The following is a 20,366-nucleotide window of genomic DNA, read 5'->3' on the forward strand; positions in this document are numbered from 1 at the left end:
GTCCGGTGGGGACGCGGTCGACCACCCCCGGGGACTACCTTCACCTCATGCGCATCGACGTCCTCAGCAAGGAGTACCCACCGGAGGTCTACGGCGGCGCCGGGGTGCACGTCGCCGAGCTGGTCCGCGCCCTGCGGGTGCTGCCCGACGTGGACGCCCGGGTGCGCTGCTTCGGCGCCCCCCGCTCCGAGGCCGGCACCACGGCGTACGCCGAGCCCGACTCGCTCGCCGGGGCCAACCCGGCGATCCGCACGCTCGGCGTCGACCTCGCGATGGTCGACGACTGCGACGGCGCCGACCTGGTCCACTCCCACACCTGGTACGCCAACATGGCCGGCCACCTCGCCGGGCTGATGCACGGCATCCCCCACGTCGTCAGCGCCCACTCGCTCGAGCCGATGCGGCCGTGGAAGGCCGAGCAGCTCGGCGGCGGCTACGCGCTGTCGAGCTGGGTCGAGCAGACGGCGTACGAGGGCGCTGCGGCCATCGTCGCGGTCAGCGCGGCGATGCGCGACGACGTGCTGCGCAGCTATCCGGCCGTCGACCCCGCCCAGGTGCACGTCGTGCACAACGGCATCGACACCACCGAGTGGGCGCCGCTCGACGACCCCGACCGGGTGCGCGAGCTGGGCGTCGACCCCGACCGGCCGAGCGTCGTCTTCGTCGGCCGGATCACCCGGCAGAAGGGCCTGCCGCTGTTCCTGCGGGCGGCCGCTGCGCTGCCCCCCGAGGTCCAGCTGGTGCTGTGCGCGGGCGCGCCCGACACCCCGGAGATCGAGGCCGAGGTGCGGGTCCTGGTCGAGGACCTCGCCGCCACCCGCTCGGGCGTCGTGTGGATCCCCGAGATGCTCCCCCGCACCGACGTCGTGGCGCTGCTGACCGCGGCGACCGTGTTCGCCTGCCCGTCGATCTACGAGCCGCTCGGCATCGTCAACCTCGAGGCGATGGCCTGCGAGACCGCCGTCGTCGCCACCGCGACGGGCGGCATCCCCGAGGTCGTGGTCGACGGCGAGACCGGGTGGCTGGTGCCGATCGAGCAGGCCACCGACGGCACGGGCACCCCCCTCGACCCCGAGCGCTACGTCGCCGACCTCGCCGCCGCGCTCACCGATGCCGTCAGCGACCCCGACCGCGCCCGCGCCTTCGGCGTCGCCGGCCGGCGGCGCGCCGAGGAGCACTTCAGCTGGGGCTCCATCGCCGCCCGCACGCTCGAGCTCTACCGCTCCCTGATCTGACGGCAGTCGAGTCGGCGCATCCTGACCACGAGATCGAGTCGAGTCGGCGCATCCTGAACACGAGATCGAGTCGAGTCGGCGCACCCTGACCGCGACGTCGCGGCGAGTCGGCGCATCCTGACCGTCGTCCGCTCAACCTGACATGTCGTGGGCGTTAGGACGAGCCGACTCGACCCCGCCAGAGCGTCACAACGAGCCGACTCGATCCCGCCTGAGCGTCACAACGAGCCGACTCGACCCCGCCAGAGCGTCACAACGAGCCCACTCGACCCCGCCTGAGCGTCACGACGAGCCCACTCGTCAGCCGAGGACGAGGCCCGGGTAGAGCGGGTGCTTGTCGAGCATCTCGGCCGACCGCTTGGTGACGCGGTCGGCGACGCCGTCGCCGAGCACGTACGACGCCTTGCTGGGCCCGCCGGCCTTGGTGGTGCCTGCCCGGGTGTTGGCCAGCACGTCGACGATGAGCTCGGCCACGGTGTCGAACTCCTCGTGGCCGAAGCCGCGGGTCGTCAGGGCGGGGGTGCCGAGCCGGACGCCGGAGGTGTACCAGGCGCCGTTGGGGTCGGCGGGCACCGAGTTGCGGTTGGTCACGACGCCGGCCTCCAGGAGCGCGGACTCCGCCTGGCGGCCGGTGAGGCCGAACGACGACACGTCGAGTAGGACGAGGTGGTTGTCGGTGCCGCCGGTGACGAGGGTGGCGCCGCGGGTGAGGAAGCCCTCGGCCAGCGACTTGGCGTTGTCGGCGATGCGCTGCGCGTAGTCCTGGAACGCGTTGGTGCGGGCCTCCGCGAACGCGACGGCCTTGGCCGCCATCACGTGCGCCAGCGGGCCGCCGAGCACCATCGGGCAGCCACGGTCGACGTCGGCGGCGAACTCCTCCTGCGCCAGCACCATGCCGCCGCGCGGGCCGCGCAGCGACTTGTGCGTCGTGGTGGTGGTGATGTGGGCGTAGGGGACGGGGTCCTCCTCGCCAGTGAACACCTTGCCGGCCACCAGACCGGCGAAGTGGGCCATGTCGACCATCAGCACGGCGCCGACCTCGTCGGCGATCTCGCGCATCCGGGCGAAGTTGACCCGGCGCGGGTAGGCGGAGTAGCCGGCGACGAGCACCAGCGGCTTGAACTCGCGCGCCTTGGCCGCGACCGCGTCGTAGTCGAGCAGCCCCGTCTCCGGGTCGGTGCCGTACTGCTGCTGGTGGAACATCTTGCCGCTGATGTTGGGCCGGAAGCCGTGCGTGAGGTGGCCGCCGGCGTCGAGCGACATGCCGAGCAGGCGCTGGTTGCCGAACTCGTGGCGCAGCCGCTCCCAGTCGGCCTCGCTGAGCTCGTTGACGTTCTTGGCCTGCATCTTCTCCAGGTAGGGCGACTCCACCTTGTTGGCCAGGATCGACCAGAACGCGACGAGGTTGGCGTCGATGCCGGAGTGCGGCTGCACGTAGGCGTAGGGCGCCCCGAACAGCTCGCGGGCGTGCTCGGCGGCCAGCGACTCGACGGTGTCGACGTTCTGGCAGCCGGCGTAGAAGCGGTGGCCGACGGTGCCCTCGGCGTACTTGTCGCTGAACCAGGTGCCCATCGTCAGCAGCACGGCGGGCGAGGCGTAGTTCTCCGAGGCGATCAGCTTGAGGGAGGCCCGCTGGTCGGCGAGCTCCTGCCGGGTGGCCTCCGCGATGCGGGGTTCGACCGAGGCGATGACCTCGAGGGCCTGGGAGTACGCACTGCTGATCAGGGAGTCCGTCATGGCGACAGCCTAGAGCCCGACCGGGCCCGGACCGCCCGCCACCCGCGCGCGCTGGACACCGCGGCACGGGAACCCCGGCGACGGGTGGCGCGTTGGACCCGCATGGCCCTCCCCTCTCCGTCCGACCAGGCCGAGCGGCTCGTCCGGCTCGGCGTCCACGACCTCTCCGGGACCGTCCCCGACCGGCTGCGGGAGGTGGCCGCCGGCGCGCCCTCCGGCGCGCTCCTGGTGACGTCGGCGCCGGCCTCGGCGCTGGCCCCGCTGCTGCGGCGCGGGGACCTGGCCGGCTTCGTCGTCGAGGACATGACCGACGTGGACGCGTTCGCCCCCGTCGAGGAGGTGCCACCGATGCCCTACGTCGCGATCGGTCTCGACCGGGGCGAGGCGTTCCTCGGCCGCACCCCCGCCGAGTCGGTGCCCGAGATCGTCGCCGCGGGCCGCTCGCCCCTCACCCTGGCCGAAGGCCTCCACTGGGTGCTGCAGGAGCCCGAGGTGCTGGAGCGCAACGCCTGCTTCATGGCGCCCGGCTCGCGACTGCGTCGCGCCAACGGGACGTACGACGCCCGCACCCCCGCGCTGTGGATCAGCAACGGCACCGGCCGCGACGGCGCCCAGCGCCGCGGCGCCACCAAGCTGGGCTGGTGCTGGTGGGGCAACCACCACACCTGGCTCGGCGTCGCCTCATGCGCGAGCCGCGGCTGAGGACTGGACCACCGGTGTTACCTGGGTCGCACTCCAGCCTCGCGGGGGCGTGACGACCCGAGGCGCGTCTCACATCGTGGCGCTTGGTCTCGCGATACGAGATTCCGCCTTGTGGAACATCTGTCCAAGCCCTGAGACTTCTTGACATGGTCACCGCCTGCACCCACGCACACCTTGTGGTCCGACGTCATGTCGACCTCATGCGCGTGGGCAGCGCGACCTGTTGGCATCGCTGAACGCCGCCCAGCACATCCCCCTCCGCGCTCACCGTCGCGCGCGGCACCATCAGCGAACAGGACTCTCCTGACATGCCCGACCTCCGGTTCACGCCCCAGGCCGCCCAGCGCACCGAGATCCCGCGCCCCAAGCGCGCCGAGGGCCAGTGGGCGCTCGGCTACACCGAGCCGCTCAACAAGAACGAGCAGTCCAAGAAGGACGACGACCCGCTCAACGTGCGCGATCGCATCCTCCACACCTACTCGCGCCGCGGCTTCGACTCGATCGACCCCGCCGACCTGCGCGGCCGCTTCCGGTGGATGGGCCTCTACACGCAGCGCGCTCCCGGCTTCGACGGCGGCAAGACCGCCCAGCTCGAGGAGGAGGAGCTCGACGACCGCTACTTCATGATGCGCGTGCGCACCGACGGCGCGGTCCTCGACGCGGCCGCCCTGCGGGCACTCGGCGAGGTGTCGACGGCCTACGCCCGCAACACCGCCGACATCACCGACCGCAACAACATCCAGTACCACTGGATCGAGATCGAGGACGTCCCGGCGATCTGGGAGCGGCTCGAGGCCGTCGGGCTCAGCACGCTGGAGGCGTGCGGCGACAGCCCGCGACCGTTCCTCGGCTCCCCCGTCGCCGGCATCGCGAAGGACGAGATCATCGACGGCAGCGAGGCGCTGGCCGAGATCAAGCGCCGCGCGCTCGACAACCCGGAGTTCTCCAACCTGCCCCGCAAGTTCAAGACCGCGCTGACCGGGCACCCCAGCCACGACGTCGCCCCCGAGGTCAACGACGTGTCGTTCGTGGGCACCGTCCACCCCGAGCACGGCCCCGGCTTCGACCTCTGGGTCGGCGGCGGCCTGTCCACCAATCCCATGCTCGCGCACAAGCTCGGCGTGTGGATCCCCCTCGACGAGGTCGCCGACGCGTGGGAGGGCGTGGCCGGGATCTTCCGCGACTACGGCTACCGCCGGCTGCGCTCCAAGGCCCGCCTCAAGTTCCTCCTCGCCGACTGGGGCAAGGACAAGTTCCGCGAGGTGCTGGAGAACGAGTACCTCCACCGCGCGCTCGTCGACAACCCCTCCCCCGATGCTCCCGTCACCCAGGGCGACCACATCGGCATCCACGAGCAGAAGGACGGGCGCTACTACATCGGCGCCGCGCCGGTGGTGGGCCGCATCGACGGCACCACCCTCACCGCGCTCTCCGAGGTGGTCGAGCGCCACGGCGCCCGCGGCGCCCGGCTCACCGCCTACCAGAAGCTGGTGGTGATCGGTGTGGCCGCCGAGGACACCGAGGCGTTCGCCGACGACCTGGAGCGGATCGGCCTCACCGCGCGCCCGAGCAACTGGCGCCGCTCCACGATGGCCTGCACCGGCATCGAGTTCTGCAAGCTCGCCATCGTCGACACCAAGGAGCGCGCCCGCCGCCTGGTCACCGAGCTCGAGAAGCGCTTCCCCGACCTCGACACCGCCATCTCGGTCAACGTCAACGGCTGCCCCAACGCCTGCGCGCGCACCCAGATCGCCGACATCGGCCTCAAGGGCCAGCTCGTCATGGACACCGACGGCCGCCAGGTCGAGGGCTTCCAGGTGCACCTCGGCGGTGCCCTCGGGCTCAACCCCGCGATGGGTCGCAAGCTGCGCGCCCACAAGGTCACCAGCGCCGGCCTCGACGACTACGTCTCCGCCGTCGTGTCGGCCTACCTGCGCGACCGCACCGACGGCGAGCGCTTCGCCACCTGGGTCGCCCGCGCCGACGAGGTGCTGCTGCGCGGGGAGCCGGTGGCGTCCTGATGTCCGAGCGAGCCGTGCCCTTCCACTGCCCCTACTGCGGGGACGAGAACCTGTTCCCCCGCGAGGGCGCAGGTGCCTGGGAGTGCCGCTCGTGCCTGCGCAGCTTCACCGTGCAGATGACCGGGATGATCCCGCACCCCGGCACCGACGGAGGCGCGCCGTGAGCCTCTCGACCCGCGCCGCCCGCGCGTTCAAGGGCACCCACACCGAGGGGCGTACGCCCGAGGAGCTGCGCGAGCTCGTCTCCCACGTCGGCGCCGAGCTCGAGCTCGCCCCCGCCGAGGTGATCATCGAGTGGGCCGTGGCGACGTTCGGCGAGCGGTTCGCCATCACCTCCTCGATGGGCGACGCCGTGCTGGCACACCTCGCCTCCACGGTGGCTCCCGGCATCGACGTGGTCTTCCTCGACACCGGCTACCACTTCCCAGAGACCATCGGCACCCGCGACGCCGTCGAGGCCACGCTGCCGGTCAACCTGCTGACCATCACGCCGGTCCAGAGCGTCGCCGAGCAGGACGCCGCGCACGCCACGGACCTCTACCGCACCGACCCCGACCTGTGCTGCGCGCTGCGCAAGGTCGCGCCACTCAACGAGGCCCTGTCGCGCTACGACGCCTGGGCCACCGGCCTGCGCCGCGCCGAGACCCACAACCGGGTCATCGCGCCCGTCGTCGGCTGGGACGCCCGCAAGGGCAAGGTCAAGGTCTCCCCCCTGGCCCGCTGGAGCGACGAGCAGGTGGACCGCTACGTCCTCGACCACGGCGTCCTGGTCAACCCGCTCGTCCACGACGGCTACCCGAGCATCGGCTGCCGGCCCTGCACGCGCCGCGTCGCCCCCGGCGACGACCCGCGCAGCGGGCGGTGGGCCGGCACCGGCAAGACCGAGTGCGGGATCCACGCATGACGTCACCCACGACCCTCGAGACCATCTCCCGCTCGACGCAGCGCGACAACGTCGTCCCGCCGCAGCACCACACCCTGATGCACCGCTCCACTCACGAACGGAGGCACGCCTGATGGCTGCTCCTGCTCTGGTTGCCCTGGCCCACGGAAGCCGGGACCCGCGTTCGGCCGCGACGATCAAGGCGCTCATCGCCGAGGTCAAGGCGATGCGACCCGACCTCAAGATCGAGACGGCGTTCCTCGACCTCTCCAAGCCGAGCTTCGACACGGTCGTCGACCGGCTGGTGAAGGCGGGCCACGACGAGATCGTCGTCGTCCCGCTGCTGCTCACCGAGGCCTACCACGCCAAGGTGGACGTGCCCGAGGCCATCGCCGCCGCGATGGCCCGCCACGACGGGGTCCGGATCCAGGCCAGCCGCATCCTCGGCATGGAGGCCGCCTTCCTCGAGGTGCTCGACCTGCGCCTGCGCGATGCGCTCAAGGCCGCCCGGGTGCGCGAGCTCGACGCGCTGGTGCTGACGGCGGCCGGGTCGTCCGACCCGCTCGCCAACCAGGCGGTCGCCCGCATCGCCCGCACCTGGGGCGCGCGTCACCGGCTCCCGGTCACCGCGGCCTTCGCCTCGGCCGCTCCCCCGGCCGCCGGCGAGGCGGTGCGTGCGTTCCGTGCCGAGGGCAAGCGCCACGTCGCCGTCGCGTCGTTCTTCCTCGCTCCCGGCAGGCTGCCCGACCGGGCCACCGAGCTGGCCGTCGAGGCCGGTGCCGTGGCGGTCTCCGACCCGCTCGGGGCGCACCCGGCGGTCGCCCGCGCGATCCTCGCCCGCTACGCCGTGGGCGCCGTGGAGCTCGTCCCCGTCTGATCCGGCACGACGTCGTCGCGGTCGGTCGCTCGGGCGACCGGTCACCCGAGGTCAGGTGAGGTGCTTGAGCGCCTCGCGCCGCGACAGCCCGCTCAGCCGGTCGGCGTGGTCCTGCACGAAGGTGCGGACCCACGCCGGGTCGGTGCGCGCATGCTGTCGCAGCGCCCACCCCACCGCCTTGCGGACGAAGAACTCGCGCCCGTACGTCGTGTCATCGAGGTTGGCGACGAGCACCCGCTCCAGCAGGTCGGTGTCGGTCTGCTCGCCGTGGCGCAGCTGCGCCAGCACGGCCGTACGCCGCACCCACAGGCTGTCGGGGTCGACCGACCAGCGCTCGACGACCGGCGTGGCCGCACCCCGGTGGTCGAGCAGCACCTGGCCGACGGGCTGCGAGGCGATCTCGTCGACGACGTCCCACCAGGAGCCGAGCCGGACGAGGTGCTCGAGCAGGGGCAGCAGGTCGGGGTCGAGCCACGCGCGGTAGGCCGGGTCGCGCAGCAGCGCGACCGCGGCGTACCACTCCTCGCGGTGCTCGACGTCCTCGAACAGCTCGAGCACCGCGGCCTCCCACTGCGCCCGGTCGACGAAGCGGTGCTCGACCAGCAGGGGCCGCAGCAGGGCCCTGAGCTCCGGCGCCGTCAGGCCGGCGAACGGCAGCGCGGACTTCATGTAGGCCCGCTGCTGGGCCGCGCGCACCGGGTCGCCGGCCACGGCGAGGGCCGCCCGCACCGCACCGACGTACGTCATGGGCTAGCCGACGAGCCGCTCGCGAAGGTGGGCGAGCTGTCGCGCCGGGTCGGCGGTGAGGCCTCCGTGCACCGGGCCCGGCTGCAGCACCGTGCTCCGCGGCGCCTTGAGGAACCCGAAGCGCTGCCCCAGCGACTGCCGGGCCGCCTCGCCGGCGCGCTCGTCGCCGCGGCACACCCGGTCGGCGAAGGTGAGGGCCTCGCACACGTGGTCGACGTCGATGCCGGGGTGGAGGGCGCGGAGCCGATCGGCGTCGACCGACCACGAGGCGTCGAGGTAGTCGGCGGCCTGGCAGTGCAGCACGACGCCGACGTTGACGAACTCCTCGCGCTCCGGGCGGGGCACGCACCGCAGCACGACGTACTGGTAGGCCATCCGGCGAGCGGTCATCGTGCGACCTCCGGCAGCCACTGGCGGGTGCCCAGGCGGGCGAGGAGGAACTCGACGTACGCCTCGCGCAGCGCACCGGGCGTCTCCGCGCCGGGCACCGGCTCCAGCCACACGTCGGGGACCGCGGCCAGCACGTCGACGAAGGCGTCCCGGTCGAGCCGGGCGGCGATCTCCTCGTCGAGCTCGCGCGCCCGGCCGGCGCAGGTCTCGAACACGTGGCCGGCGGCGTCCCACGGCTGCGCGGCGAACCGCGCCGGGTCGGTGACGCCCGAGCGCCAGCCGTGGTGGAAGTAGAGCGAGGCGCCGTGGTCGATCACCCAGAGGTCGCCGTGCCACAGCAGCAGGTTGGGGTTGCGCCACGAGCGGTCGACGTTGGCGGTGAAGGCGTCGAGCCACAGCACCCGCGCCCCCTCGTCGTCCGCCGTGCCGACCTGGCCGTCGACGCCGAACGAGCCGGGCAGGAAGTCGATGCCGAGGTTGGGCCCGACGCTGGCGTTGAGCAGGTCCTGGACCTCCTCGTCGGCCTCGTAGCGCGCGAGCTCGGGGTCGAGGTCCAGCACGACCAGCCGCGGGGTGCGCAGGCCGAGGCGGGTGGCCAGGCCGCTGACGATGACCTCGGCGACGAGCACCTTCGCGCCCTGGCCGGCGCCGCGGAACTTGCACACGTAGGTGCCGAGGTCGTCGCCCTCCACGACGCCGGGAAGGCTGCCGCCCTCGCGCAGCGGGGTGACGTAGCGGGTGACCTGGACCGTCGGGAGGGGGCCGGTGACTGCGGTGCTCGTCACCGGACCGGTGCCTCCTCGGCGAGCCGCCGGATCTCGGCCGCGACGTCGAAGCGGGCGGCCGGCCAGTGCAGGTCGAGGCCGCGCAGGGTGTCGAGGAGGATGTGGGCGATCGCCAGGTTGCGATACCACTTCTTGTCCGACGGCACGACGTACCACGGCGCGGCGTCCGTGCCCGTGCGCTCGAGGGCGATCTCGTAGGCCTGGCGGTAGGCCGACCACATCGTCCGCTCGTCGAGGTCGCTCGTGTCGTACTTCCAGTGCTTGTCGGGGTTGGCCAGCCGCGCCGCGAGGCGGTTGTTCTGCTCGGCGGCGCTGATGTGGAGCATGCACTTGACGACCGAGACGCCCTCGTCGGTCAGCCGGGCCTCGAAGTCGTTGATCGCGCCGTAGCGGCGCTCGATCTCGGCGGGGTCGGCGAAGGAGCGGACGCGGCCGATGAGGACGTCCTCGTAGTGGGAGCGGTCGAAGACCCCGATGTAGCCGGCCTCCGGCAGCCCCTTCTCGATGCGCCAAAGGAAGTCGTGCGCGAGCTCCTCCTCCGTGGGCGCCTTGAAGCTGGTGATGCGGATGCCCTGGGGGTCGACCAGGCCGATGGTGTGGCGCAGCACGCCGCCCTTGCCGCTGGTGTCCATGCCCTGGAGCACCAGCAGGATGCGCCGCTGGGAGCCGGCGGTGCGCTCGGCCCACAGCCGCTCCTGGAGGTCGGCCAGCTCGACCTGCATGTCGGCGAGCGCGGACCTGCCGTCGGTCTTGGTGCCGTCGAAGCCGGGCGTGGCGTCGGTCGCGATCGTCGTGAGGTCGACGGGTCCGCCCGGCAGGCGGAGCGCGTCGGCGATGGCGGGTCTCATGGGGTCATCATGGCCCACCGGCGCCCGTACGACGGCGTACGCGTCAGTGCGCCATCGCGTCGGGATCCACGACCGGCGGCAGCACCGACCAGGGGAAGTCGATCCAGCGCTCGGTGACCCGCCACGAGTAGTCGGGTCGGATGACCGACTGGGGCTTCTCGTAGATGACGACCGTGCGCACCTCGGCGACGTGTCCCTCGCAGAACGCGTGGACGAGCTCCAGCGTGCGCCCGGTGTCGGCGACGTCGTCGGCCACCAGCACCTTCAGGCCCGACAGGTCGACGGCCGCCGGGGTCGGGGGGAGCATGATCGGGACGTCGAGGCGCTGGTCGACGCCGGTGTAGAACTCCACGTTGACCACGGAGATGTTCTTCACCGCCAGCGCGTATCCGAGCCCCATGCCGAGGGCGAGTCCGCCCCGGGCGATCGCGAGGATCATGTCGGGATGGAACCCCGAGTCGGCCACCTCCTGGGCCAGCTCGCGCGTCGCCGTGCCGAACAGGTCGTAGGTCAGGACCTCGCGCTCGCTCACGGCACCATCCCACCAGAGGCGGTCGCCCGTGGGAGAGGCGGGCCCGCAGCCCGGCCCCGGGTCAGAAGTCGGGGTGGGGCTCGTCGACCTCGGCTGCCCCGGCCAGCGCCTCGCGGACGACGGAGAACGCGAGGCCGGCGGGGTAGCCCTTGCGAGCGAGGAGGCCGGCCAGGCGGCGGGTGGCGACCTGGGGGTCGAGCCCTGCCATCGAGCGCAGCTTCTTGTCGACGAGCGCCCGGGCGGCGATGCGCTGGTCGTCCTCGTCGATCTGCTCGAGCGCGGCCTTGGCGTCGTCGTCGCCGACGCCCTTGCGCCGCAGCTCCTGGGCCAGGGCGCGTGGGGCGAGGCCGCGACTGCGGTGCCGGCTCTCCACCCACTGCCGGGCGTAGGCGGCGTCGTCGATCAGCCCGACCTCGGTGAAGCGGTCGAGCAGGCCGGCGGCGAGGTCGTCGGGCACGCCCCGCTTGGCCAGCTTGTCGGCCAGCTCCTGGCGCGAGCGCGCCTGCCCGGTGAGGGTGTCGAGGAGGATCCTGCGGGCCACCGCCTCGGGGTCGGCCTCGACCTCCGCGGCGGCAGCCTCCTCGCGGGCGAGCCTGGCCGCCTCGCGCTCCTCCCAGGTGCGGGTGCGTCCGCGACCACCCGAGCGACGGCCACCTCGACCCCCACCTCGATCGCTGCCGCGCCCAGCGCGATCGCCTCGGGCAGGGCGATCGGTGCCGGGCTCCGGGGTCTCGGCGCCGGTCCCGGTGGGCGTGGGTGGGACCTTCCCCACCCACGCCTCCACGCCGAGGCCGACGTCGCCGACCCACGACGGGGCCGGCCGGGTCTCCGGCCCGACCGCACCCGACGAGGGTCCGGATGCGGAGCCGGGCGCCCGGTCAGAAGTCATTGACCCCGATGGGCTCGTCGCTCAGGTCGTCGGCGGGCTTGTCGACGGCGGGAGAGACGCCCAGCTTCTCGAGGATGAGCTTCTCGATCTCGTTGGCGAGGTCGGGGTTGTCCTTGAGGAAGTTGCGCGAGTTCTCCTTGCCCTGGCCGAGCTGGTCGCCCTCGTAGGTGTACCAGGCGCCGGCCTTGCGGATGATGCCCGCCTCGACGCCAACGTCGATGAGACCGCCCTCGCGGCTGATGCCCTTGCCGTACATGATGTCGAACTCGGCCTGCTTGAACGGCGGGGCCACCTTGTTCTTGACGACCTTGACGCGGGTGCGGTTGCCGACCATGTCGGTGCCGTCCTTGAGCGTCTCGATGCGACGCACGTCGAGGCGCACCGAGGAGTAGAACTTCAGCGCGCGACCACCGGTCGTGGTCTCCGGCGAGCCGAACATCACGCCGATCTTCTCGCGCAGCTGGTTGATGAAGATGGCCGTGGTGCCGGAGTTGTTGAGGGCACCGGTCATCTTGCGCAGCGCCTGGCTCATCAGGCGGGCCTGGAGGCCGACGTGGCTGTCGCCCATCTCACCCTCGATCTCGGCGCGGGGCACGAGCGCGGCCACGGAGTCGATGACGATCAGCGACAGCGCGCCGGAGCGGACCAGCATGTCGGCGATCTCGAGGGCCTGCTCACCCGAGTCGGGCTGCGAGACCAGGAGCGCGTCGGTGTCGACGCCGAGCGCCTTCGCGTAGTCGGGGTCGAGCGCGTGCTCGGCGTCGATGAAGGCGACGATGCCGCCGGCCGCCTGCGCGCTGGCCACCGCGTGGAGGGCGACCGTCGTCTTTCCGGAGGACTCCGGACCGTAGATCTCCACGACGCGCCCGCGCGGCAGGCCGCCCAGGCCGAGTGCGACGTCGAGGGCGATCGACCCCGTGGGGATCACCTCGAGCGGGGCACGCGTCTCGTCGCCCAGTCGCATGACCGAGCCCTTGCCGAACTGCTTCTCCACCTGAGCGAGCGCGGCATCCAGGGCCTTCTCGCGGTCTGCACCAGCCATTGCAGTGTCCCGTCTTGTCGTCGTGTCGTGAGAGGTACGTCTGCGACGCTAGGGCGAGCCACCGACAGTCCCTGATCAGGACGGTCGAACGCTGTGGACAACCTCGCCCCTCGTCATACCTGTGGAAGCACAGTAGCCCGAACAGGTGTTCGATGTCGGCTCCGGGTGCGGCGTGTCGCGCCCGGTTCGTGAGTGGGCGGGGCGGGGTCGGGAGCAGGTCAGGCGTGGCGGTGGGTGAGGGTGCCCGCGACCAGCACCGCGCCCGCCAGCAGCGCGGCGAACATCGCGAGCACCGGATAGCCGAGCGAGCCGACGATGACGCCGGCGAGCGCGCCTCCCCCGGCGGCGGTGAGCGACATCGCCATGTCGGAGGTGCCCTGCACGTCGGTGCGCGCCTCGATGGGCGTGCGGTCGGCGATCACCGTCGACGCCGCGACGGTCGCGCACGACCAGCCGACGCCGAGCAGGAACAGCCCCGCGAAGATCTGCCACGACGTGCCCTGCGGCGACAGGCCGCACAGCGCGAGCGAGACCAGCAGCACGACTCCCCCGGCGACCAGGACCGCGGCGCGGCCGTAGCGGTCGGCGGCCCAGCCTACGAGCGGCGAGAAGGCGAACATGCCGAGCACGTGCACCGAGATCACGAAGCCGATGACCTCGAGGTGCGCACCGCCGTGCTCCATGTGGAGCGGCGTCATGATCATCACGGTGACCATGGCGGCGTGGGCGCAGGCCATCGCCACCACCGCGGCGCCGACCGCCGGCACGTCGCGTACGACGACGACGAACCGACGCCACGACCGCCCGCGCGGCTCGCGGTCGTCGGGCGCGGCGCCGGCCTCCTGCTGCGCGAGCAGCAACGGGTCGGGGCGCAGCCGCCACCAGACCCACCCCGCCGCGAGCACGAGGACGACGGCACCGATGGCGAAGCCGCCGGTCAGCTCGGGCACGCCGATCGACCGGGCGACGCTCGCGCCCACGCCGGTGAGGTTGGGCCCGGCGACGGCGCCGATCGTGGTGGCCCACACCACGACCGACAGCGCTCGGGCGCGGTGCTCCTCAGTGGCGAGGTCGGTGGCGGCGTAGCGCGAGCCGTTGTTGACCGCCGTCGTGGCGCCGAGCAGCACCGCGCCGAGCAGCAGCACCGCCATCGAGTCGACGACGCCGGCGACGACCGCCAGCACCGCGCCCGCCGCGCCCGCGAGGTAGCCGAGGACGAGCCCGACGCGTCGTCCGCGGCGTCGCATCACCCGCGCCAGGGAGTAGGCCGCCGCAGCCGTGCCGAGGACCTGGAAGGTCTGCGCGAGGCCGGCCATCGTCTCGCTGCCGGAGATGTCACGAGCCAGCAGGGAGGCCGTCGCCACGCCGATGGTCACGCCGACGGCGCCGACGGCCTGCGAGACGACGAGGGTGCGCACCGTGCGCCGCTGCACGTCGGCCACGGAGAGGCCAGCCTCCAGCCGGGTGGTCACCGCTCGCTGTCCGGGAGCTCGAGGTGGCGGCGCACCGCGGACCAGACCTGCTTGGGAGGGATGCCGGCGTCGAGCGCCTCGCGCGTCGTGCGCCCGTCGAGTTCGCGCACGACTGTGAGCTCGGCCCAGGTGCGCGAGTAGTCACGCCCGAGGACCTGGTCGAGCCGCGCCCAGAGCTCCGTGTGCCTCATGGGGACACCCCATCACGGACCGCCGACACCTCGAGCCACGACTCCGACCGCTTGCCCGAGATCTCGCCGCGCACCTCGACCTCGGCCCAGCCGGCACCGAGGACGACGGCGCGCAGGGCGTCGGCGCGCCAGTAGGTGAAGTGGCGCCGGTGGCGGATCGACCCGTGCGTCGACCACCCCTCACCGTCACCCTCCTTGAGGGAGATCCGCAGCAGCCCGCCGGGCCGGGTGACCTCGGCGAGGCGCCCGAGCACTGTCGGCAGGTCCGCCCGGGCGACGTGGAGCAGCGAGGCGTTGGACCACACGGCGTCGTAGGGGCCCTCCGGCGAGGTGAGGTCGTCGACGAGGGGGTCGAGGAGGTCCGCCTGCCATCCTCGCTGGCGCAGGAGGTCGACGAAGCCCTGCGAGACGTCCGTACGCCGCACCCGCAGGCCGAGCTCCTCGATCAGCCGGGCGTCGCGACCCCCGCCGGACCCGATCTCCAGCACCCGGGCGCCCGGGCCCAGCCGGTCGACGAAGTCCTCGATGTCGGCACGGACCGAGGCCGGCACGACCGGCGACGCGTCGGCGTACGCCGCGGCGTCGAGGTCGTAGGCCCGGACCGTCTCGTTCACCCGAGCCCGGCCCCCACGTCGTGCAGGTGGTGCACGACGTCGTGCAGGTGGTAGGTGCCGAGGGAGGCGACGGTGAAGCGGTCGCCGTTGGAGCGCAGCCCGGGGCGGTCCGCGGCCGCGCCCGTCACACCGGCGTAGAGGTCGGCCACGTCTCCCGCCGCGCGCACCAGCTCGGCGGACACGACGGCCGGCTCCTGACCGGCGTAGTCGCTCTCGACGGCGGTGGTGTCCTGGTCCCAGTTGGCGAAGGTCGGCTCGTCCTCGGTCAGCATCAGCCGCAGCCGCTCGGCGAACAGCACGTGCACGTCGCGGACGTGGCAGCCGTACTCGAGGACCGACCACACGTCGGCGGCGGGCCGCCGGCGCGCGTCGCCGCGGGCGAGCGCCCGGGCCCACTCCGCGGCGCTCGCGCGCACCAGGTCGGGGAGGTCGGCCAGCCCCTGCGCTGCCGGGTCGAACCCGCACTCCGGGCACGACCGCTCCAGGACCCAGGTCCAGTCCTTGGTGTCGGGCGTGATGCTCATGCGTGCCATCCAACCAGCCGCCGGACGGGGGACAATGGCCGGAATGGACATCCGTCGCGCACTTCCCGCCGACCTTCCCGCCGTCGCGGCGATCTACGCCCGCGAGGCGCGCGAGGGCCATGCCACCTTCGACCTCGAGCCCCGGCCGATGGAGCTGTGGGAGGAGCGGCTGGCCGCCTCCGGGCCGCGCGACCACTTCCTGGTCGCCGAGCACGAGGGCGCCGTCGCCGGCTACGCCACCTCGTCGCCGTTCCGGCCCAAGCCGGCCTACTCCCACACCCGCGAGACCACGGTCTACGTCGCGCCCGGGCACCAGGGCCGCGGCGTGGGCCGGCGGCTGTACGACGCCCTGCTGGCGCGGCTCACCGACGACGGCGTGCACCTCGTCGTCGCCGCCGTCGCCCTGCCGAACGACGCGAGCCTCGCGCTGCACCGCGCGTGCGGCTTCGAGGAGGTGGGCGTGATGCGCGAGGTGGGCCGCAAGCACGACCGCTGGATCGACGTGGCGTGGATGCAGAGGGTGGTGGGCTGACCAGCGGTCAGCCCAGGCCGAGGCGCTGGGCGGACACCTCGCGCATCTCGACCTTGCGCACCTTGCCGGTCACCGTCATCGGGAACTCCTCGACGACCATCACGTAGCGCGGCACCTTGTAGTGGGCGAGCCTGCCGTCGGCGAACGCACGCACCGCGTCGACGTCCAGCGGATCGGCGCCCGGCCGCATCCGCACCCACGCGCAGAGCTCCTCGCCGTACTTCTCGTCCGGCACCCCGACGACCTGGACGTCCTCGATGTCGGGGTGGGTGTAGAGGAACTCCTCGACCTCACGCGGGTAGATGTTCTCCCCGCCGCGGATGACCATGTCCTTGATCCGCCCGGTGATCTGGACGTAGCCGTCCTCGGCCATGACGCCGAGGTCGCCGGTGTGCATCCACCCGTCGGCGTCGACGGCCTCGGCGGTCCTCTCCGGGTCGTCCCAGTAGCCCAGCATCACCGAGTAGCCGCGCGTGCAGAACTCGCCCGCCTCGCCGCGCGGGAGCGTCGCGCCCGTGACGGGATCGGCGATCTTCACCTCCAGGTGCGGACAGACCCGCCCGACCGTGCCGACCTTGTGCTCGAAGGAGTCGTCGGTGCGGGTCTGCATCGAGACCGGCGACGTCTCCGTCATCCCGTAGGCGATCGTCATCTCCTCGATCCCCGCCGCGATCAGCTTCTTCATCATCTCCGCGGGGCACGGCGAGCCGGCCATGATCCCGGTGCGCACCGAGGAGAGGTCGTAGGACCCGATGTCGGGCAGCGCCCACTCGGCGATGAACATCGTGGGCACCCCGTAGAGCGACGTGCAGGCCTCCGCGGCGACGGCCCCCAGCGTCAGCGCCGGGTCGAACCCGGGGGCCGGGATGACCATCGTCGCGCCGTGCGAGGAGCAGGCGAGGTTGCCCATCACCATGCCGAAGCAGTGGTAGAAGGGCACCGGGATGCACACCCGGTCGCGCTCGGTGTAGCGGCAGACCTCACCGACGAGGTAGCCGTTGTTGAGGATGTTGCGGTGGCTGAGGGTGGCGCCCTTGGGGAAGCCGGTCGTGCCCGAGGTGTACTGGATGTTGATCGGGTCCTCGGGCGACAGGGCGGCCGCGCGCTCGGCGAGGGCGTCGTCGGAGACGGTGTTGCCGTCGGCCAGCAGGGCCGCCCAGCTCTGCTCGTCGTCGAGGTAGACCGCCCGCTCCAGGGTCGGGGTGCCGGCGGCGGTCTCGGCCACCATCGCGCGGTAGTCGCTGGTCTTGAACGACGACGCGGCGACGAGCAGCCGCATGCCCGACTGGCGGGCCACGTAGGAGAACTCGTGGGTGCGGTAGGCGGGGTTGACGTTGACCAGGATCGCGCCGACCTTCGCCGTGGCGAACTGCACGAGGGTCCACTCGGCGCTGTTGGGCCCCCAGATGCCGACCCGGTCGCCCTTCTCGATCCCGGCGCCGATGAGCCCGCGGGCGACGGCGTCGACGTCGGCCTGGAGCTGCGCCCACGTCCACCGGCGGCCCGTCGCGCACTCGACCAGCGCCTCGCGGTGGGCGTATGACGCCACCGTGCGCGCGAGGTTGTCGCCGATCGTCTCCTCCAGCAGGGCCGGCGTGGTCTCGCCGCGGGCGTAGGCGTCCATCGTCCGAACCTAGCCCGCCGGAGCGCCTCAGGTCAGCAGCAGCTTGTCGAGCCGGCGGCGCACGACGAGCAGCCCGACGATGCCCATCGCGACGAGGTAGACCACGGAGACGGCCGACTCCCAGGTCACCACGCCCGTGGTCAGCTCGCGGCACAGCACGACGCCGCGGTAGAGCGGGGTGGCCTCCACGACCCAGCGGAGCACACCGTCGCCGAACGCCTCGATTGGGAAGAACGTCGCCGAGAAGAGGAACAGCGGCATCTGCGCGAGCTGGATCTTGTCGAAGTCCTGCCATGACGTCATCCACGTCGTCAGGGCCATGCACACGGCCGAGAACGCGAACGCGATCAGGATCGCGGCCGGCAGGGCGAGGACGGCCCACCAGGTGTCGGTCAGGCCCATCAGCGCCATCACGACGAGGAACGCGGCGGAGTAGACCGAGCCGCGCATCAGGCCCCACGTGATCTCGCCGCGCGCGATGTCGCCGGTGGAGAGCGGCGTGGCGAGCATCTGGTCGTAGAGCTTCTCGTAGCGCAGCTTGAAGAACACGTTGTAGGTCGAGTCGAGCAGCGCGCCGTTGAACGCCGACGTGGCGAGCATGGCGGGTGCGACGAACTCGGCGTAGGGGATCGCCTCGCCGTGGAACTCGAAGGTGTCGATGAGCTTGCCGACGCCGATGCCGATGGAGAAGAGGTAGAAGACGGGCTCGAGGAAGCCGGTGATGAAGAGCTTCCACGCGTCCTTGTAGACGACGTAGTTGCGCAGCACCAGCACCTTGGTGGCGGCTGCGGGGGTGAGCGGGGCGGGGATCGGGTCGACGAGTGCCATCTCAGACCTCCAGCCGACGGTCGAGGTGGCGCACGGCGAGGAACCAGCCGACGACGGTGAGCGAGACCAGGACCACGACGTGCACGGCGACGAGCGACCAGTCGACCTGGCCCACGCAGAACATCCGCGACAGCGAGACGCCGTGCCACAGCGGGGTCAGCCGGGCGAGCCACTCGAGCACCGGGCCGAGGTTGCTGATCGGGAAGAACGCCCCGGAGAACAGCGTCAGCGGGATCACGCCGAGGCGGAACAGCAGGCCGAACCCCTCCTCCGACCGCAGCCGCGCGCTGTAGGCGAAGACCAGGGTGGCGAAGGCGCAGCCGACCAGCACCTGCGACACCCACGCGAGGATCGGCCCCCACCACGTGGTGAAGACGCCGAACGGCGCGAGGACGAGCATGAAGACCGCGCAGGCCGAGGCGACCCGGAACACCACGAACGCGACGAAGGCGTTGACCAGGTCGCGCACGGCGAGCGGCGTGGCCAGCTGGGCGTAGAAGGTCTTGTGCCACTTGATGGCCCCCATGACGGGGTACGTCGACTCGTTGACCGCGATCGTCATGGCGTGCGAGGCGACGAGGCCGGGGACGACGAAGGCGAGGTAGGACGTCGCGCCGTCGAGCCGGTCGGGGTCGGCCTCGATGAAGCCACCGAGCAGCACGCCCATCGCGACGACGTAGAGCAGCGGGGTGAGGAAGCTGCTCACCACTCCCCCGCGCCAGGTGCGCTTGAGGACGGTGAGCCAGTAGTCGTACTGGCGGGCCATGCCCTCCCACGCCGACAGGGCGCCCGTCGGCGCCGGTCGGGCGGTGGTCACGGCGGCGCCGTCGGGGGCCGTGTGCGGTGTCGTCACGTCAGTCCGCCAGGCTCCGGCCGGTGAGGCGCAGGAAGACGTCCTCCAGGGTGGAGCGGCGCACCAGCGTCGCGATGGGGTGCAGGCCGCGGTCGATGACGGCCGCGACGACGTCCTCGCCGTGGTCGCTGTAGACGAGCAGCCGGTCGGGCAGCACCTCGACGCGCTCGCCGAGGTCCTCGATCTTCTCCGCGAGGGCCTCGTGCTCGCCGACCCCGAAGCGGAGCTCGGCCACCTCGCGGGTCGAGTGGGCGTCGATGAGCTCGCGCGGCGACCCCTCGGCCGCGATGCGCCCCTTGTCCATCACGACCAGGCGGTCGCACAGCTGCTCTGCCTCGTCCATGTAGTGGGTGGTGATGACGAGGGTGACGCCGGCCTGCTTGAGCCGGAAGAGCTGGTCCCACAGGACGTGACGCGCCTGCGGGTCGAGGCCGGTGGTCGGCTCGTCGAGCAGCAGCAGGTCGGGCCGGTTGATGAGGCTGCGGGCGATGGTGAGCCGGCGCTTCATGCCGCCCGAGAGGTTCTCGACCTTCGCCTTGGCCTTGTCGGTGATCTGCGCGAACTCGAGCAGCTCGTTGGCCCGCTCGCGGCAGGTGGCCCGGTCGATGCCGAAGTAGCGGCCGTAGATGTAGAGGTTGTCGAAGACGTTGAGCTCGTTGTCGAGCGTGTCCTCCTGCGGGCAGACGCCGAGCCGCCCGCGGATGGCCGGGCCGTCGGTGGCGGGGTCCATGCCGAGGATCCGCAGCTCGCCGCCGCTCACCGGGCTGACCGAGGCGATCATCCGCATCGTGCTCGACTTGCCCGCGCCGTTGGGGCCGAGGAATCCGAACGCCTCGCCCCGGCGCACCTCCACGTCGATGCCCTTGACGGCTTCGAAGTCACCGAAGGACTTGCGCAGTCCCCGCGCCGAGATCATCGCTTCTGTCACAGGGGTCGACCCTAGAACAGCACGGGCCCGCCCGACCAACCCGTCACCCACAGGTCGCGCCTCCGGGCCCGCTGCTCGACGCCTGCCGCGGCCGCGTCGGGGTGCGCCGAAC

23 protein-coding genes are annotated in these 20,366 nt (G+C 72.3%); 7 read left to right on the forward strand and 16 right to left on the reverse strand.

The window, feature by feature from the left end; genetic code table 11:
- The first annotated feature begins 47 nt into the window (after window positions 1-47).
- Window positions 48-1,235 (forward strand): glycogen synthase, encoded by a 1,188-nt coding sequence (gene glgA, locus AC3X7Z_RS12490; RefSeq protein WP_489976114.1) that lies wholly within the window; start codon window positions 48-50, stop codon window positions 1,233-1,235.
- A gap of 300 nt (window positions 1,236-1,535) precedes the next feature.
- Here glgA and AC3X7Z_RS12495 read toward each other — a convergent pair whose 3' ends face one another.
- Window positions 1,536-2,972: a glycine hydroxymethyltransferase gene (locus AC3X7Z_RS12495; protein WP_489976115.1), complete on the reverse strand. Its 1,437-nt coding sequence runs from the start codon at window positions 2,970-2,972 to the stop codon at window positions 1,536-1,538.
- A gap of 102 nt (window positions 2,973-3,074) precedes the next feature.
- Between AC3X7Z_RS12495 and AC3X7Z_RS12500 the strand changes: the two genes are divergently transcribed.
- The 5 genes from AC3X7Z_RS12500 to AC3X7Z_RS12520 all read left to right on the forward strand — a co-directional run bounded on the left by AC3X7Z_RS12500 (window position 3,075) and on the right by AC3X7Z_RS12520 (window position 7,455).
- On the forward strand, window positions 3,075-3,674 hold the full coding sequence (locus AC3X7Z_RS12500; RefSeq protein ID WP_489976116.1) for a DUF5701 family protein: 600 nt from the start codon (window positions 3,075-3,077) through the stop codon (window positions 3,672-3,674).
- 308 nt (window positions 3,675-3,982) lie between these two features.
- Window positions 3,983-5,695: a nitrite/sulfite reductase gene (locus tag AC3X7Z_RS12505; protein WP_489976117.1), complete on the forward strand. Its 1,713-nt coding sequence runs from the start codon at window positions 3,983-3,985 to the stop codon at window positions 5,693-5,695.
- The gene (locus tag AC3X7Z_RS12510) at window positions 5,695-5,859 is read left to right on the forward strand and encodes a hypothetical protein (protein ID WP_489976118.1); all 165 of its coding nucleotides are present in this window, start codon (window positions 5,695-5,697) and stop codon (window positions 5,857-5,859) included. The genes AC3X7Z_RS12505 and AC3X7Z_RS12510 overlap by 1 nt, the downstream gene beginning before the upstream one ends.
- Entirely contained in the window at window positions 5,856-6,599 is a 744-nt protein-coding gene (locus tag AC3X7Z_RS12515) for a phosphoadenylyl-sulfate reductase (protein ID WP_489976119.1), read from the forward strand. Before AC3X7Z_RS12510 ends, AC3X7Z_RS12515 begins: the two co-directional genes overlap by 4 nt.
- Window positions 6,600-6,711: 112 nt before the next feature.
- Window positions 6,712-7,455, forward strand: a complete 744-nt coding sequence (locus tag AC3X7Z_RS12520) for a sirohydrochlorin chelatase (RefSeq protein ID WP_489976120.1) — start codon at window positions 6,712-6,714, stop codon at window positions 7,453-7,455.
- Between the two features lie 51 nt (window positions 7,456-7,506).
- Here AC3X7Z_RS12520 and AC3X7Z_RS12525 read toward each other — a convergent pair whose 3' ends face one another.
- The 11 genes from AC3X7Z_RS12525 to AC3X7Z_RS12575 all read right to left on the reverse strand — a co-directional run bounded on the left by AC3X7Z_RS12525 (window position 7,507) and on the right by AC3X7Z_RS12575 (window position 15,489).
- A complete protein-coding gene (locus AC3X7Z_RS12525) occupies window positions 7,507-8,202 on the reverse strand; it encodes a DNA alkylation repair protein (RefSeq protein ID WP_489976121.1) in 696 nt (231 codons plus the stop codon).
- 3 nt (window positions 8,203-8,205) lie between these two features.
- Complete coding sequence (locus AC3X7Z_RS12530) at window positions 8,206-8,592, reverse strand: DUF3037 domain-containing protein (protein WP_186341965.1); 387 nt, start codon at window positions 8,590-8,592, stop codon at window positions 8,206-8,208.
- The gene (locus AC3X7Z_RS12535; protein ID WP_186341964.1) at window positions 8,589-9,377 is read right to left on the reverse strand and encodes a HipA family kinase; all 789 of its coding nucleotides are present in this window, start codon (window positions 9,375-9,377) and stop codon (window positions 8,589-8,591) included. The genes AC3X7Z_RS12530 and AC3X7Z_RS12535 overlap by 4 nt, the downstream gene beginning before the upstream one ends.
- Window positions 9,374-10,225, reverse strand: a complete 852-nt coding sequence (locus tag AC3X7Z_RS12540; RefSeq protein WP_489976122.1) for a PPK2 family polyphosphate kinase — start codon at window positions 10,223-10,225, stop codon at window positions 9,374-9,376. Before AC3X7Z_RS12540 ends, AC3X7Z_RS12535 begins: the two co-directional genes overlap by 4 nt.
- Window positions 10,226-10,268: 43 nt before the next feature.
- On the reverse strand, window positions 10,269-10,757 hold the full coding sequence (locus AC3X7Z_RS12545) for a phosphoribosyltransferase (protein WP_186341962.1): 489 nt from the start codon (window positions 10,755-10,757) through the stop codon (window positions 10,269-10,271).
- Window positions 10,758-10,818: 61 nt separating this feature from the next.
- Window positions 10,819-11,646 carry a regulatory protein RecX gene (locus AC3X7Z_RS12550; protein ID WP_186341961.1) on the reverse strand — a complete coding sequence of 276 codons (828 nt, stop codon included), beginning with the start codon at window positions 11,644-11,646 and terminating at the stop codon, window positions 10,819-10,821.
- A complete protein-coding gene (gene recA / locus AC3X7Z_RS12555) occupies window positions 11,636-12,688 on the reverse strand; it encodes a recombinase RecA (protein ID WP_489976123.1) in 1,053 nt (350 codons plus the stop codon). The genes AC3X7Z_RS12550 and recA overlap by 11 nt, the downstream gene beginning before the upstream one ends.
- A gap of 218 nt (window positions 12,689-12,906) precedes the next feature.
- Entirely contained in the window at window positions 12,907-14,130 is a 1,224-nt protein-coding gene (locus AC3X7Z_RS12560) for an MFS transporter (RefSeq protein WP_241005391.1), read from the reverse strand.
- A 26-nt stretch (window positions 14,131-14,156) separates the two neighbouring features.
- Window positions 14,157-14,351 (reverse strand): DUF3046 domain-containing protein, encoded by a 195-nt coding sequence (locus AC3X7Z_RS12565; protein ID WP_186341959.1) that lies wholly within the window; start codon window positions 14,349-14,351, stop codon window positions 14,157-14,159.
- On the reverse strand, window positions 14,348-14,965 hold the full coding sequence (locus tag AC3X7Z_RS12570; RefSeq protein WP_489976124.1) for a class I SAM-dependent methyltransferase: 618 nt from the start codon (window positions 14,963-14,965) through the stop codon (window positions 14,348-14,350). The genes AC3X7Z_RS12565 and AC3X7Z_RS12570 overlap by 4 nt, the downstream gene beginning before the upstream one ends.
- Window positions 14,962-15,489 (reverse strand): DinB family protein, encoded by a 528-nt coding sequence (locus AC3X7Z_RS12575; protein ID WP_489976125.1) that lies wholly within the window; start codon window positions 15,487-15,489, stop codon window positions 14,962-14,964. The genes AC3X7Z_RS12570 and AC3X7Z_RS12575 overlap by 4 nt, the downstream gene beginning before the upstream one ends.
- A gap of 43 nt (window positions 15,490-15,532) precedes the next feature.
- On the opposite strand from AC3X7Z_RS12575, the gene AC3X7Z_RS12580 reads away from it, so the two are divergent.
- Window positions 15,533-16,021, forward strand: coding sequence for a GNAT family N-acetyltransferase (locus AC3X7Z_RS12580; protein ID WP_206054560.1), 489 nt, complete (start codon window positions 15,533-15,535; stop codon window positions 16,019-16,021).
- A gap of 7 nt (window positions 16,022-16,028) precedes the next feature.
- Here AC3X7Z_RS12580 and AC3X7Z_RS12585 read toward each other — a convergent pair whose 3' ends face one another.
- The 4 genes from AC3X7Z_RS12585 to AC3X7Z_RS12600 are packed head-to-tail and all read right to left on the reverse strand — an operon-like array spanning window position 16,029 to window position 20,254.
- Window positions 16,029-17,645, reverse strand: coding sequence for an AMP-binding protein (locus tag AC3X7Z_RS12585; RefSeq protein WP_489976126.1), 1,617 nt, complete (start codon window positions 17,643-17,645; stop codon window positions 16,029-16,031).
- 27 nt (window positions 17,646-17,672) lie between these two features.
- Window positions 17,673-18,473, reverse strand: a complete 801-nt coding sequence (locus AC3X7Z_RS12590; RefSeq protein ID WP_186341956.1) for an ABC transporter permease — start codon at window positions 18,471-18,473, stop codon at window positions 17,673-17,675.
- A 1-nt stretch (window position 18,474) separates the two neighbouring features.
- Entirely contained in the window at window positions 18,475-19,326 is an 852-nt protein-coding gene (locus tag AC3X7Z_RS12595; protein ID WP_241005390.1) for an ABC transporter permease, read from the reverse strand.
- A 1-nt stretch (window position 19,327) separates the two neighbouring features.
- Window positions 19,328-20,254 (reverse strand): ABC transporter ATP-binding protein, encoded by a 927-nt coding sequence (locus AC3X7Z_RS12600; RefSeq protein WP_489976127.1) that lies wholly within the window; start codon window positions 20,252-20,254, stop codon window positions 19,328-19,330.
- Window positions 20,255-20,366 lie beyond the last annotated feature (112 nt).

Source organism: Nocardioides sp. Z24_21, assembly GCF_058134345.1.

Coding starts and splice junctions, on each gene's coding strand:
- AC3X7Z_RS12520 (WP_489976120.1), top strand. CDS start 6,712: ATGGCTGCTCCTGCTCTGGTTGCCCTGGCCCACGGAAGCCGGGACCCG.
- recA (WP_489976123.1), bottom strand. CDS start 12,688: ATGGCTGGTGCAGACCGCGAGAAGGCCCTGGATGCCGCGCTCGCTCAG.
- AC3X7Z_RS12500 (WP_489976116.1), top strand. CDS start 3,075: ATGGCCCTCCCCTCTCCGTCCGACCAGGCCGAGCGGCTCGTCCGGCTC.
- AC3X7Z_RS12540 (WP_489976122.1), bottom strand. CDS start 10,225: ATGAGACCCGCCATCGCCGACGCGCTCCGCCTGCCGGGCGGACCCGTC.
- AC3X7Z_RS12495 (WP_489976115.1), bottom strand. CDS start 2,972: ATGACGGACTCCCTGATCAGCAGTGCGTACTCCCAGGCCCTCGAGGTC.
- AC3X7Z_RS12505 (WP_489976117.1), top strand. CDS start 3,983: ATGCCCGACCTCCGGTTCACGCCCCAGGCCGCCCAGCGCACCGAGATC.
- AC3X7Z_RS12585 (WP_489976126.1), bottom strand. CDS start 17,645: ATGGACGCCTACGCCCGCGGCGAGACCACGCCGGCCCTGCTGGAGGAG.
- AC3X7Z_RS12525 (WP_489976121.1), bottom strand. CDS start 8,202: ATGACGTACGTCGGTGCGGTGCGGGCGGCCCTCGCCGTGGCCGGCGAC.
- AC3X7Z_RS12580 (WP_206054560.1), top strand. CDS start 15,533: ATGGACATCCGTCGCGCACTTCCCGCCGACCTTCCCGCCGTCGCGGCG.
- AC3X7Z_RS12550 (WP_186341961.1), bottom strand. CDS start 11,646: ATGACTTCTGACCGGGCGCCCGGCTCCGCATCCGGACCCTCGTCGGGT.
- AC3X7Z_RS12530 (WP_186341965.1), bottom strand. CDS start 8,592: ATGACCGCTCGCCGGATGGCCTACCAGTACGTCGTGCTGCGGTGCGTG.
- AC3X7Z_RS12510 (WP_489976118.1), top strand. CDS start 5,695: ATGTCCGAGCGAGCCGTGCCCTTCCACTGCCCCTACTGCGGGGACGAG.
- AC3X7Z_RS12565 (WP_186341959.1), bottom strand. CDS start 14,351: ATGAGGCACACGGAGCTCTGGGCGCGGCTCGACCAGGTCCTCGGGCGT.
- AC3X7Z_RS12575 (WP_489976125.1), bottom strand. CDS start 15,489: ATGAGCATCACGCCCGACACCAAGGACTGGACCTGGGTCCTGGAGCGG.
- AC3X7Z_RS12590 (WP_186341956.1), bottom strand. CDS start 18,473: ATGGCACTCGTCGACCCGATCCCCGCCCCGCTCACCCCCGCAGCCGCC.
- glgA (WP_489976114.1), top strand. CDS start 48: ATGCGCATCGACGTCCTCAGCAAGGAGTACCCACCGGAGGTCTACGGC.